This window comes from Burkholderia seminalis DSM 23518, assembly GCF_902832885.1.
Classification (GTDB): Bacteria; Pseudomonadota; Gammaproteobacteria; order Burkholderiales; family Burkholderiaceae; genus Burkholderia; species Burkholderia seminalis.
On the sequence record NZ_CADFDK010000011.1, the window covers coordinates 112,894 to 126,592 of the forward strand.

Below are 13,699 nucleotides of genomic sequence, written 5' to 3' on the forward strand. Positions count from 1 at the left end.
GCCCGAATATAACGAACTGAACGAAGAACGACATGGCACAACAACTTCCGCCGGGCGCTGAGAAGGAACAGGCCGTTACCTGGCTCAGCGATGTTTCTCCGAAGGATGTCGCCGCGGTCGGCAACCGCTTCGATGCGTGGTTGCGCAAGATCAGCGGCAACCACATCACGTTCGAGGACGTGAAGACTTTTGCCGGTGCGGTACCGATCATCGGCAACATCATGGCAATGGTCGACGCGCTGGGCGATATTGCCGAGATCATCGAGAAGCGCGGCGGCCAGGTGCTCGACTACATGAGCCTTGCGATCAACCTGCTTGGCATCATCCCGGTTCCGCCGACGCTTGCGCCTTTCCGGATGTCGGCGCGCCCGCTGCTTGCGCTCGTTCGCCACGAATTGCTGATGACGCGCAACAACCTCGGCGCGGCGATCATCTCCGTGCTGGTCACGCATATCAACGCGACTTGCGCGACCGAGATCGAGGACTTTCTCAACAAGCTGAAAGCCGGTCTCGTCGAACTGCTCAACGGATGCGCATCGACGTGCCAGGAGCTCATGCTCGCGCTGGCGACCGGCATGGACAAGGCGCTGCACGGGCAACTCTTCGACGCCAACGCGAATCTGAAGCGGCAGCAGGAGCTCGCAAAGAAGATGGCGGACGAGCGGCCGTGGTACAGCCCGAGCCGTGTCGGCGACGGCATCCAGTTTGCGTACGAGGGGACCAAGGCGCTGGGAAAGAAGGTTGTCAACAAGACGGCGGGCACGGTGGCGAAGCTCGCGCCGGATGCGTGGCTCGAGCCGTTTCGCGGCACGGTGACGTTCCTTCGGACCGAAGCGCCGAAGATCGCGGCGTCGATTCGTTCGCTTGCCGGCAGCGAAGAAGGCAAGATGATGTGGCTGGTCTTGCAGCTGATCGAGGCCGTCGGGCGCGTCAAGGCACGCGCGAAGCTTCATGAGCAGAGTACGGACGTCAAGGCGAACGGGAAGAGCCAGGCGAAGAAGACGCGGGAGCAGGAAGGGCTGGAGAAAGTCGACGGACAAGCGCCGGTCGAAGGGGCGGGGAGGAGCACGTGCAAGGCGTGCGGGCTCGGGGCATCGGAGGCATCAATCGATTTCGCGTTCGGCGACGAAACGTTCTCCCACGTGGATTTCGACCTGCCGGGCGCCATGCCGCTCGTTTGGGAGCGTACTTATCGTTCTCGTCTGTCGGCTTATGACAATGGCGAGCTAGGTGCGCGATGGATCACGCCCTATACGACGCGCATCGACATCAAGAACGGTCAGTGGATCTATCGCGATGCGGAAGGGCGCAGCATCGAGTATCCGGCACTCGCGGCCGGCGCGGTGCACGATGATCTGTCGGAGAACCTGACGCTGTCGCGGCTCGACGATACATGGGTGACGATTGCGTACGGCCATGCCGTGCTGCATGTGTACGAGCGCCGCGGTGACGTGTTCCGTCTCGCGATGCAGAAGGACCGTGCCGGCAACACGATCACGCTGGACTACGATGCGCTCGATCGCCTGGCGCGTCTGATCGATTCGAGCGGCAATGTGCTCGCGTTCGAGCACGATCGGCATGGCCGGATCGTGCAGATCGAACACGTGCTCAAGGATGGTGTTCGTCGCACGCTGGCGAGCTACGAATACGATGCCGACGGCGATCTCGTGCGCGCGGTCGATCGCCACGGCAATGCGCGGACGTATCAGTATCGCCGTCACCTTGTGACGCGCTATACCGATCGCACGGGCCGCGGGATGACGCTCGAATGGGATGGCGCGGATGCCGAGGACAACACAAACGCGAAGTGCATTCGTGAATATGCCGACGACGGCAGTCTCGATCTCCGGCTCGCGTGGAATCCGAACATCCGTCTGACCTACGTGACCGATGCGCTCGGACAGATGACGCGGTACTACTTCAACATCCACGGTTACGTGTATCGGATCGTGTATCCGGACGGTAACCAGGAGTGGTTCCGGCGCGATGCTCATCACAATCTGGTACTGCACATCCGGCAGGATGGCAGCATCGAACGGCGCGAATACGACGCGCGCGGCAATCTGGTTCAGCACGAACGGGCGGACGGCAGCGTCGTCGAGATGGCGTACGACGAGAAGGATCAGATGATCCGGCTCGTCGACCCGAACGGGCACGTGTGGCAACGCAAGTACGACGATGCGGGCAACCTCGTCGAGGAAATCGATCCGCTCGAACACTCGACGAAGTACGAATACAACGACAAGGGCTTGCCGACGCAAATCATCGATGCGAAGGGCGGTTCGAAGACGCTCGAGTACAACGACGCGGGGCAGGTCACAAGCTATACGGACTGCTCCGGAAAGAAGACGGAGTGGCGCTATGACGATATCGGGCGCGTGATCGAGACAAAGGACGCGGCCGGTGGCGTGGTGGCCTATCGGTACGGCCCGAACGGGCAACCGACCGAAGTTCGCTCGCCTGCTGGCGTCGAACAGATCCAATACGATGCTGAAGGCCGCTTGCTCCGTCACACGGATCAGCTCAATCGTTCGACGCGATATGGCTACGACGCGGTCGGCCGCATTGCCAGCCGCGCCGATGCGCTCGGGCAGACGGTTGCGTATCGCTATGACCGCCTCGGGCGCCTGACCGCGTTGACCGATGCCAACTTTGCGACGTATCAGTTCCACTACGATCCGGCAGGGCGGCTGATCGAGGAAATCGGCTTCGACGGCAAGTCCACGCGTTATCAGTACGACAGCGAGAGCGGCAGTCTCGTTGCGATCGACGAAGCGGGTTGCGTGACGTCGATCGACGTCGATGTGAACGGTCGGCTGCTGAAGCGCGTCGCGGGGGAAAGCGAAGAGCGGTTTGCCTACGATCGGAGCGGCAAGTTGATCGATGCGGTGAATCGATACGGCCGCGTGCAGTTCTTCTTCGATCCGGTCGGCAATCTCGTGCGCGAACATCATGCGTACGACCTGTTCGGCGAACGACGCAGTTACGTATGGCATCACGAGTACGACGAACTCGGCAATCGGCGGCGTACCGTTCGGCCGGACGGCCATGCGGTCGACTGGCTGATGTATGGGTCCGGGCATGTGCACGGGATGCTGCTCGATGGCGAGGAGCGTGTGCAGTTCGAGCGCGATGACTTGCATCGCGAGACGGTGCGTGTGCTGTCGAGCAAGGTCGGCCAGCGCACGCACTACGATCCGGCTGGACGCGTGTTGCAGCAGACGATTCAGCGATCGACGTCGCCCGCGCCGCTTGCCGAGCGGCGGTATCGCTATGACGTGGTGGGGCAGTTGTCGCGAATCGAGGACAGCCGCAAGGGCGGGACCGACTATCGATACGATCCGGTCGGACGGTTGATCGAGGCGATCAGTCCCATCGCGAAGGAACGGTTTGCGTTCGATCCGGCGAGCAACATCATCGATCCGGTGCGGACTGCGGACATGTCTGCGTCGCGTCCGAGTCCGGTGCGGCCGGAAAGCACGTTGCCGGTTGAGGTGCCAAAGGTGCTTGGTAACCTGCTGAAGGCGTATGCAGGCATGCACTTCGAGTACGACGCGCGCGGGAATCTGGTGCGCAAGCGCACGCCGGCGGGTGAGCAGGAATACGAGTGGGATGAATTCAATCGCTTGCTGTCCGCACGGGTTGCCGAGACGTCGCGGCAGAGTCAGGCGCGGTATTTCTATGACCCGTTCGGTCGGCGTATTGCGAAGGAGGTGAACGGCGAGCGGACGGTGTTCGGGTGGGATGGTGACACGCTGGCGTATGAGAGTGACGGCGAGCGCGGCACGCACTATCTGTACGAGCCGGGAACGTTCGTGCCGCTGGCGCAGTATGTTGCGGGGCCGGTTGAGGGGATCGTGACACCGGAGTGGGAGAGTACCGACCGCTATGTGCCAGAGGAAGATCCGCTGCAGAAGGTGCCGGAGCGTCGAGGCGATGCGGCGGTGTTCTATTACCACTGTGATCAGATCGGTACGCCGCAGTTGTTGACGGATGCTGATGGAGACGTCGTGTGGGAGGCGTCATATAAGGCGTGGGGGGAAGCGCGGGAAGTGATCGCGCGGGTGTCGAAGGCGGCGGGGATCGTGGCGAGGAATCCGCTGCGGTTTCAGGGGCAGCAGGACGATGAAGAGACGGGGCTGCATTACAACCGGTATCGGTACTACGATCCAGAAGTAGGACGGTTCATTAGCAAAGATCCAATTGGACTTGCGGGTGGGCTGAATGCTGTCCAGTACGCGCCTAACCCCATCGGTTGGGTTGATCCGTTGGGGCTCAGATGCGATAGTCCAGCAGAAAAACTTCGTCGGAAGCTTTCAGCGCTTGAAGGAGCACAGGCGACTGCTGATCGAACGCGTGCGCTGCCAGACGGACGTATCCGGTACTACGATAAAGAAGCGTTAGCCAGAACTGCCGGGCCGACGAGAGGACGATCACACGTCACCGAATGGAATCCTGCTACTGGTCAAGTCCGCAGTTGGGAAGAGACGTACGACCATTCTGGAGCAGTGAATCGCGTTCATCCTAAGATGAATGATGGCGAGGTTCTGGATTTACCACACTACCCGCCGACCAAGGCAGATATAGATCAAGGGAAGGCGACGCCGGGCGGCAGAGCAATTAATTGTCCATGTAGGTGCTGATGATGAATCAACGCGATGAAAAACTGAACTTGGTCACGGAAATAATGGAGTTCATCGAAACACAACCCTATGCCCCGGAAACATGTGCTCGATATGTTTATCTCAAGTCGCTTGATGCTAGGGCATATCGCTATGGTGATAAGAGGCTCGACACGCTGCTCGACACGATTGGTGGGATGAGTGCTGGAGAGGAGTTCGTCTATTCAAAGACTGAGCTTCTAGAAATGTTGAAGGCGTACTTGTCAGAAGCGTAGTAACGAAAGGCCGCTCGAGCGGCTCCTGGTATATATGTGATTGTCGAGGTCGGGGGAGATGGAAATCAGGTACGACGGGATCGACCATTTGATCGAGCAAACGGGGGGCGACGGCAAGATGGTGCGCTATGAATACGACGAGGTGGGTTTACGGATCGCGTCACCTTGAGGAAATTACTCAACACCCCGCAGCCAAAGGCGCACCGGCACCTAGCGAGTGGCGCAATGCGACTACGACGCGGGTGGTGTTCTGCTCCCAAGCAATGTGCTTCTCGATTGGGAGAGTGAAGGAGCGCGACTTATAGACGGGGCTCGCCTATAACCGACACAGATACTACGATCCGAGTTCGGGGCGCTTCGTGTCCAAGGACCCGATCGGTCTCGCTGGCGGCAACAACCTCTATCAATACGCGCCCAATCCGACTGGCTGGATCGACCCGCTGGGGCCGGCTCGATGCCCTTGTGATCCGTGCTCGAAGTATGATGTTGGTACGTACGACGATCTCAAGAAGCGTTCAGCTTCTGGCGACGGCCTCGATATTCACCACGCGATGCAAAAACACCCAGCCGCCCAGGTTGTTGCTGGCTACGATCCAAAGACTGGCCCGGCCATAGCTGTTCCTGCTGGTGAACATGAATAAATTCCGACACGTAAGGGCGCGTATACGGAAACGGCGAGAGATTTGCTAGCTAGCGACATCAGAGATCTGAGACAACACACTGGCGCTTCTAACAAGTGCTTGCAACGGCTCATTGCGCTCAACAAGGAAATGTACCCAAAGGCTTTTAAGAAATAGTATTCACGTAAAAAGGACTTCAGTCACGAATACAGAGGAATTCGTTGCTGCGATCCGGACGCATGTACAGGAGCAGGCGACAAGTGATCTTGTGAGAACTTTTACTGCCCCTCCGGGGCGGCGGCCTCGTGATCTGCTGATCAAGGTTTCGGAGTAGCGGGCTCGTTTACCGAGCGATGAACAACGGCTACTCGACGAAGCGATAGCAGAATCGGTTCGCGTTGCATTATTTGGTCTCTTTGCTGTAATCGACGGGTCGAGGGTCGTTGACGAAAATGTGGATCGGTTCATTATTACTGCTGTAGGCCACGACGGAGTTCGAACAGAGCTTAATGAAGATACCGCAGTCGACCTTCACAGTGAGTTTGCGCCTGATTGACGAGAGCCTTCGAAGGGAGCAGTAAAAGAACAAGGGCCGCGTAAGCGGCCCTTGTTGTTTCTGGTCGCTGATGTCCGGAAATAGACCAACGCGCGGTTACTCGTTTCTCCCCTGATAATGCGAGTTCACGCGCTGCGGCTCGAGCCTTTGGATGTGCTAGCGATGACGCAGGGCACCCGATTGCGCGCAACCTTGGCGGTCTTGGTGGCGTTAAGGAAGTCTTTCCTCAGGATCCTAGTACGAATCGAGGGGCGTTCAACCGCTTTGAAAGCCAGATTGCGGACCACGTGGCTAGTGGCGACAATGTAATCGTTCGAGTTGTACCACAGTATGGATCTGGCTCAACCAGACCTGATTCAATTCTCTATCAAGCTAGGATAAATGGTGTTACGCACTCGCGGACGTTTGCGAATCCTTGTCCATGCAAATGCCCATGACTGGAGATGAAATGACGCCCACTGAACGATTGACGACCTTTATAGCGGATATGCTGCGTTGGGAGATAGCGCTTGAGGCGAAGCGACGAGCCCTGAGAGGCAACCAGGACTCATCGGTGCGTGAGCAAATGTTGACCGATGCTAGAGAAGCGCTAAACCAGATTTTTATGGAGCATCTCAGTGCCGAGGCGCTTGCTACGAAGGCGCAAAGTCGCCTCGACTTGTTGCCTTCTGGTCGTCCGCCAGAGTTTGAGCAGCAAGTGCTGGATGATACAGAGAGCAAAGTCGGTAAGACGATCTACATCGAGACGTTCAATGAAAGAGGACTCGCTCAGCGTCTCCGTTACGCGCTCGTAATGGAGCACGGTGAGCCGAAAATTGACGCCGTCTACGATTGGCGTCGGAGTACGGGTAAATGGGACAAGCAGGATTCCATCTAGAGTGAGTCACCGCGCCACATGGTGCGGGTGAAGCAAGGGCGGTTATCAGCAAAGCGGCTCGCAATGTAGGAATCAGGAATCCACTGCGCTTCGCGGACCAATTGAGATGCTGAAACGGGGTCGCTCCAGCTGCACTATAACCGGCATCGGTACTACGACCCGAGCAGCGGCCGCTTCATCTCGAAAGACCCGATCGACCTCGACGGTGGCTTCAACGTCTATCAATATGCGCCCAACCCGACCGGCTGGATCGATCCGTTAGGGCTTTCGAAGCAATGTCCTAAATGCTTGCCTAGCTGCAACGATTACGCGTCTCAGGGGCCGAAAGATTCAACTGAGATGGCCCCAAAGCATATCAACCAAAATTCGGTAACGTTCTCTACGCCCACAACACAAGGCCACATTGATCTGCAAGGGGCATCGCATTTCGATAAGGCCACGGGAACAGATATTCCGACACCTCATGTTCAGACTCGTACAATTAACGTTGGGCCAAACGGCCAAGTGACGACGTCGAAAAAGACAGAGGTTACAAGGGCTGCGACTAAACAAGACGTTCGTGTTGCAAGGGAACTGGCGAGACGAAAGGGGCTGTGCAAATGAGTGATCTGATTGATGCTTTGCAAAACTGGTATACCTCCCAATGCGACGATGTTTGGGAGCACTCTTATGGCGTCGAGATTACCAATATTGACAACCCGGGCTGGAGGGTCAAGGTAAGCGGTGCGTCAGGGAGGAAGCCTGTCGATATGAATGTAGAGCGCGATGAAGAAAATTGGATCACGGTGAAGGCAACCGAAACGGAATTCGTCGGGTACGGTGGTCCTGGTAATCTGAATGAACTACTGGCGCTCGTTGTCGATTGGTTGCGATAAGTACGAAGGGCCGCGAGAGCGGCCCTTGTTGGTGCGATGAGTTGAAGCTCGCCGTTCAGGTGGCGGTAATGGTGAGCTTGCCGTGTTGGACGTGAACGTGGAGCTTCTGTCCGGCGTGGAAACCTGCGTCGTGTGTCAGCCAGCGGCCTGAGATCTTGATAAGGGATTGCGGCCGATGTGCGGGGCTTCGCGTCCAAGGAGCGTGAGACGGGGCTTTATTACAACCGGTATCGGTACTGCGATCCGAGTGGTGGGCGCTTCGTGTCGAAAGATCCGATTGGGTTAGCTGGCGGGGTCAACGTCTATCAATATGCGACGAACCCGGTACAGTGGATTGACCCGCTAGGGCTCACGAAATGCCCTTGCGCCGACGACTGCGAGAAGATTCGCGCCGACGAAGGTGTCGTGACCGGAAGGCACGGTCACCTGAGAAGGATTGGCGGGCAACAAGACTCACATCATATTTACCAAGATGCCGCCGTGAATGGTCTGCCAAACTGGGCATTACGGCTGATACGCTGACTCGTGTGCCAAGGAATGGAAATGGTTCAACCAGGAGATGTTAGTGTGAGCAAATGGATTACAGATGATATGATTTTGGAGATATCCAAGATATGTGAATGTTTTTCGAAAAATATTTTCGAAAAATTGGTTTCGAATGGAAACTTTGACGCCAAAGAGTCGGAGGGGATTAAGAGGAATATTTTGGAATATCTGTGCGGGGATGTTCTGGATGAGAATGCGCTAAAAAGAATTGGAGTCCCTGATCGAGGCTACATCGTTAGTCACGTGAAGTTGTATGAAATTGATCTGGGGGCGCCATCGGGGTCCAGTAAGAGGATGCAACTCGATCTAATAATAGATGGCGTTGAAAGTGACCTTACTCTTGTTGCGCATGCATATAAAATGGCTGAAGGGGATAGGATTTTGATTTACGATGCTCTGACTTTGTAGGGTCGGTTTGCTGCGGAATGAGAGTGGAGGTTTTGCGTTTCCGGGTTATTTTTTTCGATGGGGCGTGCAGTCGCTCAGTTGAGGCGAGGTGATGTTGATACGTATCGATTGGCGTGAATTGTATGTTGATGAGTAAAAATTTTCGATATTGATGCAAGGTGGGTCACCTTCGCTTCTTTTTTTGGATTGGTTCGGGAAGGGGGCAGATGATTGCGTACGATTTCGATTCGGACCTGACCGCCATATTATGTCTATTTGGCTAGGGAGTCTGATGAAGAAGATGGTGACTTCGTAGGTGTGGCGATCACGGAAGTCGTAGTATCTTGCCCAAAGTTCAATCGGCAAAAAGTATAGATGCGGGATGCAGGTTTCAAGTGGTGTTTAGGAGGAACGCGCGGACCGACAGCAACCACCGAGTCCACTGCGCGCATACGGAATTGGCATAATCACGGCTCGCTGATACGAGCGCCGTGACGCAGGCACTTTCGTGCACCTGCCACATCGCTGCTCCTGCGCATTGACTCCAGTCCCGTTACCACTGCAATACCCATGTCGACCACCACCACGACCGAAGTGTCGTTGCAACACATTCTCGAACATCCCGGCGACTTCTCCGGTTGGCTCTGCCTGCCGCCGACGCCGTGGACGCTCGATACAGAGGGCGCATTCACCGAAGACGCCGACGACCCCGAGACCAATACGCCACCGGCCGTCGCACAGCAGCCCGGCTGGCGCGTCACGCTGAACAGCGCGACGATCGAAGACATCGTGATCAACGCGCACGATCAGGTCGACGAACCGAGCGTCGCCCAATTGCTCGACGCGTTCCTTTTCTACGTCGAGAACGACGCATTTATCCTGTTCTGATGACACGCCGGCGAATGCGAACGACGACAGTGATCGAGCAAACAACCGTCGGTAACCGTTCGCACGTGACGGAAGTGACGCGCGACGACCCCGCGCAAGCGATCGCGGCCGTCGAACGACTGAACGGTCGCGATCGCTCGACCATCGCCTTCGACGCGAGCGATGCGACGGTGATGACGATCGGCGGTGGCCATGACGGCAGATATGTCGTCTTCATCGCACCGGATCGACGCCGCATTGCTGAACCTGACGGCACCCGAAGCACCTGCAGACGAAATGATCGAACTCGTGGCGGGCGGCCAGCGAGGTAGCTATTCGGCGCGACAGTGCGTCGATCGTGCAACGGCGACGCAGGCGGCAGCCTATTTCGTATCGACCGGCGGCGCCGATCCGCGGTTATGCTGGCAACCCGGCTGATTCGCCGCGGGACAGGAAGGAAATGAATATTGCACACGATCCGGCAGCATTGCGCGCGCAACAGGAAGCGGATTTGCGCACGCTACGGTCTGCACGCCGCCGAGCCCGAAGAGGGGTACCGTCGCGATGTCGACGCTCGGGCGTATGCCTGTCTATGGCACGCGCATCGCGCTGTCCGAAGGCGACGACGTCGGCTGGTTTTTCCATTGCGGCGAATACTCGGACGCCGCCGATTTCTATCGGCCGTTGCGCACCGCGCACCTGTCGACCTACTTGCCTTCGGTCCTGCCCTATCTGCGGCTGCCAGCCGGCGCGCGTTTCATGATCGACGATGCAGGCTATGAAGATGTCTGGATAGCGTGGCGTATCGGTACGCGATCGAACTTTTTCAGCTGTCCAGAGGATGCGGGGCAGAAACGAAAAAGGACCGCCCGCGGTCCTTTTTCCATGCAGCATCAACGTCGAACGAAGCCCGCCCCTCAAGGCAACGAAATCGTCAAATTAGCCGACTCCGGCCCCACCTTGATCACCTGCGAATAAGGCGCCAACGCCTGCAGCGTCTTGTCCTTGAGATAAGTATTGAGCCCGAGGTACCCGAGCAGCGCCACGAGTGCAAACACCGCCCCGATCGCCCAAACCGGCACCTCACGCTTCAACCGATGCGCGATCTGATCCGGCAACGGCCAATGCGGCGCGAACGGCGCCCGCTTGCCTTTCATATGCGCGATCTCATCGCCCAGCCGCGCGGTGAGGTAAGCGAGCTTCTCCGGCCCTTCGAGCAGATACTTGCCCTGGAACCCGAGCAGCAGACACATATGAAACACCTCGAGCGACTGCAGCCGCGCCGCGCCCTGCGCACGGCAATCCTCGAGATACTGATAGAACTTCTCGCCCGCGAGCTGCTCGCCGAACAGCACGAGCTGCAGCGGCCGGCGTTCCCAGTCGGCCCGGATCTTGAACTGCGACGACAGCACCATCTCGTCGATCGCGGCGCAGAACGCGAATTTCGCGCCGTAGACGTCCTCGGCAGCGATATTCAGCTTCTTCGCACCGCGCTCGAAATCCGACAGGAACTCCTGGATCCGCGTGCTGAACTCGCTCGCGCTGTCCGGTTCCCGCCCGTTCTTGAGCAGGAACAGCATGAAGAAGCCGTCGTACAGCAAATCGAGCAGCGAACGCGCCTGGAACGCGGAGTCCGTCGACGCCGGGGTATGCATGGGTGCCGGCGCATTGTCGCCGAACAGGGAAGGCGCGTAGCTCATGATGTGACCGCGATCAGTTCGAATTTCAGGTCATTGATGCCAGTCGGCGCATAGATCATCGCGGACTGGGCCTGCAGCATGCGCTCGTACAGCGGGCTGCGCGAATCGAGCGCGAAGTAGCACGCGCCCGGCCGCACCGGAATCGCGGGCGGCACCTGCGGCGTGTACGACAGCCGCACGCCGGGCATCGCCGACAGCACGAGCTTGTCGACGTCGTCGGGCGCGCCGACCTTGAAGCGGGCCGGCACGGCATCGACGAGCTCGACGCTCGGCATGTCCGCGGACACGGCCAGATAGAACTCGGTCTTGTCGTCGATCTTGCCGGAGTCGAGGCGGCCCAGGTGGAACGACGGACGTACCTCGTCGAGCGTGATCGCGAAATAGCGCGTCGAGATCACCGTGTCGAGCAGCTCGCGCAGCATCAGGTCGAGACGCGCAAAGCTCGGTCCCGGATCGTCGTGTCGGTAGACGGGCAGGTCGGCGAGCGAATAACCCTTCGAGAACGTCATCAACTGGCCCGCGAGGCGCAGCAGTTCCTGGAACAGCCGCTCCGGATGCAGCGCCGCGTGCTGGTGCAGGTGCGCGAGCGTCGCGAATGCGGCGTTCGCGGTGTGCAGCAGCCAGAACGATGCGATGTCGCCCGAGCGGAACTCGATGATGTTCTTCGACGGCTCGCGGTGGAAACCGTACAGCGCGTTCACCTTCGCCTGCAGCGCGTCGACGAGCTGGCGCAGCCGCTGGTGCAGGATCGGCGATGCCTCGATCGCGAGGCACGGCGGCACGAAGCTGTCGTCGATCTCGAAACCGGAGGTCGCGGTGCGGCGCACGCGGACGAGCGGCACCGACAGCAACTGGTCGCGCGGTTCGCTGTGCGCGATCAGTTTGACCTGCGTCTTCAGGAACGTGATGTCGGCTTCGGCGGCATCGGTGAAGTTGTCGGCGACGCTCGTCTGCTCGCTGACGAAGCGCGTCATGAAGCCGGCGGCCGGATCGTCGCTGTAATTGGTGCCGTTCTCGCGCAGCGGGTGCAGCGCGAGATAGAACACGAATTCGTTGATGCCCTCGGGCAGGGTATCCAGCGCGATCGGTGGCGGCAGGTCGTCGGCCTGCGGCGCGGCATACAGCGCACCGTCCGGAAACACGAGCGCGAGTTCGGCGACCCGCAGCACGTTGCTGCCGAGCGCGTCGCGATCGATGCGCACCGAGCGCACGCCCCAGTTGTACGGCTGGATCGCCTGGATGGACTCGAACAGGCGCGCCTCGTGGTACGCGTCCTGTCGCTGAAAGTGTTGAGGCCGGAGGAACAGCCCTTCCCCCCACAGCACCTTGGCCGAATAACTCATGTCAAATCCGGTTAATGTGGCGTTGCGATGTAATCGATTTGGTCGTGCCCGAATTAAATCGCCAATTGTTAACTCTTGTTAATTGACATTCGTGCGACATGTTTAACCGCAGGACACCGAAGACAGCATATTCAGCGGTTGTGACGGCGCACCCTGCTGCGGTGCAATGACGGTGCCATCGGTGACCGTCATCGCGCAATTGTGCAGGCCGATGATTATGCCGGATTTCTCCGACTTCACCGGATCGAACGTCAGTTTCCATCGCTGGAGTGCGGGATCGCGGAACAGTGCGACGATGCCGAACGCCTGCGCCTCGCGCGAAACCTTCTCGGTCGCCGTATAGCGCTGGCCCGGAATCAGCGTGATTTCACGTACGTTCAGCAGGTCGGCGCCGAGTGCGGCCTTTTCCTTGGTCGGATCGGTGAAGGCGTCGAACGGCGCTTGCTGGAACGACGTCGGGTCCTTCAGCGTATAGAGCCGCACGACGAGCGCGAGCGGCTTGTTGTCGGTCGCGGCATTCAGGTTCGGCGCCGCGGCGAGCGTGATGCCGAGGTTGCGCGGCGGCTTTTGCGCGTCGGGCACCTCGGGCTTGCCGATGCCGGCCGCGGACATCACGGCGCTCGCGGCCGAGCCGAGCAGCGGGGCGGCCGCGCATCCGGCCAGCAGGGCGCACGCAACCAGCGGCAGCGCGTAGCGAATCATGGACGATCTCATGTGTTTCCGGCGTGCCGCCTTTATCCCTGTCAAGACTGCCAGGTATTTCCGCGATCGCTGCGAATCCCCGGCGTTACATTGTTCAACTATTAAGCGCGCCGGCGTCTCGGCGGGCATCCGGAAATTTTTTCCGCCGCCCGGGCGGCGCGTCGTGCGACCAGTAAAACTTGCGCATTCCGGCCGAAAGAAAAACCGCCGCGAGCCTGCGGCGATAGGCCATTCGAGGGGGTAGCGCCCGGTTTTAAAAGGAATTACTCTTCACACGACGATTGAATTATGAAAAATTGATCGGTACTATACCCGCGCGCTTCTTGCAA

General features: G+C 58.7%; 13 protein-coding genes and 4 pseudogenes. 13 read left to right on the forward strand and 4 right to left on the reverse strand.

Annotated elements, in window-relative coordinates; translation table 11 throughout:
- Positions 1-32: 32 nt before the first annotated feature.
- The 7 genes and pseudogenes from HWX00_RS27655 (at position 33) to HWX00_RS27695 (ending at position 7,825) form a co-directional block, all read left to right on the forward strand.
- A complete protein-coding gene (locus HWX00_RS27655; RefSeq protein WP_226194237.1) occupies positions 33-4,643 on the forward strand; it encodes an RHS repeat-associated core domain-containing protein in 4,611 nt (1,536 codons plus the stop codon).
- Between the two features lie 2 nt (positions 4,644-4,645).
- Positions 4,646-4,897: a hypothetical protein gene (locus tag HWX00_RS27660; protein ID WP_059557545.1), complete on the forward strand. Its 252-nt coding sequence runs from the start codon at positions 4,646-4,648 to the stop codon at positions 4,895-4,897.
- Positions 4,898-5,202: 305 nt separating this feature from the next.
- Positions 5,203-5,349: pseudogene (locus tag HWX00_RS37425) on the forward strand (RHS repeat-associated core domain-containing protein); the annotation flags it as partial.
- An 804-nt stretch (positions 5,350-6,153) separates the two neighbouring features.
- Entirely contained in the window at positions 6,154-6,510 is a 357-nt protein-coding gene (locus tag HWX00_RS37430) for a DNA/RNA non-specific endonuclease (protein ID WP_083286573.1), read from the forward strand.
- An 11-nt stretch (positions 6,511-6,521) separates the two neighbouring features.
- On the forward strand, positions 6,522-6,950 hold the full coding sequence (locus HWX00_RS27685) for an NTF2 fold immunity protein (RefSeq protein WP_167361862.1): 429 nt from the start codon (positions 6,522-6,524) through the stop codon (positions 6,948-6,950).
- Positions 6,951-6,976: 26 nt separating this feature from the next.
- Positions 6,977-7,229: pseudogene (locus HWX00_RS37435) on the forward strand (RHS repeat-associated core domain-containing protein); the annotation flags it as partial.
- A gap of 320 nt (positions 7,230-7,549) precedes the next feature.
- Entirely contained in the window at positions 7,550-7,825 is a 276-nt protein-coding gene (locus HWX00_RS27695) for an immunity 53 family protein (protein WP_124609909.1), read from the forward strand.
- 55 nt (positions 7,826-7,880) lie between these two features.
- Here HWX00_RS27695 and HWX00_RS37440 read toward each other — a convergent pair.
- A pseudogene (locus HWX00_RS37440) lies at positions 7,881-7,994 on the reverse strand (SymE family type I addiction module toxin); the annotation flags it as partial.
- A 35-nt stretch (positions 7,995-8,029) separates the two neighbouring features.
- On the opposite strand from HWX00_RS37440, the pseudogene HWX00_RS37445 reads away from it, so the two are divergent.
- From HWX00_RS37445 to HWX00_RS37010, 6 genes and pseudogenes are all read left to right on the forward strand, one after another.
- A pseudogene (locus tag HWX00_RS37445) lies at positions 8,030-8,191 on the forward strand (RHS repeat-associated core domain-containing protein); the annotation flags it as partial.
- Positions 8,192-8,392: 201 nt separating this feature from the next.
- Positions 8,393-8,779, forward strand: a complete 387-nt coding sequence (locus tag HWX00_RS27710) for a hypothetical protein (RefSeq protein ID WP_124609910.1) — start codon at positions 8,393-8,395, stop codon at positions 8,777-8,779.
- Between the two features lie 549 nt (positions 8,780-9,328).
- On the forward strand, positions 9,329-9,646 hold the full coding sequence (locus HWX00_RS27715) for a DUF7716 domain-containing protein (protein ID WP_124609911.1): 318 nt from the start codon (positions 9,329-9,331) through the stop codon (positions 9,644-9,646).
- A 14-nt stretch (positions 9,647-9,660) separates the two neighbouring features.
- Positions 9,661-9,957 (forward strand): hypothetical protein, encoded by a 297-nt coding sequence (locus HWX00_RS27720; RefSeq protein ID WP_175868157.1) that lies wholly within the window; start codon positions 9,661-9,663, stop codon positions 9,955-9,957.
- Complete coding sequence (locus HWX00_RS37450) at positions 9,923-10,063, forward strand: Imm1 family immunity protein (RefSeq protein WP_366917819.1); 141 nt, start codon at positions 9,923-9,925, stop codon at positions 10,061-10,063. The genes HWX00_RS27720 and HWX00_RS37450 overlap by 35 nt, the downstream gene beginning before the upstream one ends.
- Before the next feature lie 126 nt (positions 10,064-10,189).
- Complete coding sequence (locus HWX00_RS37010) at positions 10,190-10,603, forward strand: immunity protein Imm33 domain-containing protein (protein WP_226194241.1); 414 nt, start codon at positions 10,190-10,192, stop codon at positions 10,601-10,603.
- On the opposite strand, the gene icmH is transcribed toward HWX00_RS37010, so the two are convergent.
- The 3 genes from icmH to tssJ form a co-directional block, all read right to left on the reverse strand.
- A complete protein-coding gene (icmH, locus tag HWX00_RS27735) occupies positions 10,543-11,325 on the reverse strand; it encodes a type IVB secretion system protein IcmH/DotU (RefSeq protein WP_034187530.1) in 783 nt (260 codons plus the stop codon). The two genes, HWX00_RS37010 and icmH, sit on opposite strands and share 61 nt — an antisense overlap.
- Positions 11,322-12,668, reverse strand: a complete 1,347-nt coding sequence (gene tssK / locus HWX00_RS27740; protein ID WP_034187529.1) for a type VI secretion system baseplate subunit TssK — start codon at positions 12,666-12,668, stop codon at positions 11,322-11,324. The genes icmH and tssK overlap by 4 nt, the downstream gene beginning before the upstream one ends.
- Positions 12,669-12,770: 102 nt before the next feature.
- A complete protein-coding gene (gene tssJ, locus HWX00_RS27745; protein WP_034187528.1) occupies positions 12,771-13,382 on the reverse strand; it encodes a type VI secretion system lipoprotein TssJ in 612 nt (203 codons plus the stop codon).
- Positions 13,383-13,699 lie beyond the last annotated feature (317 nt).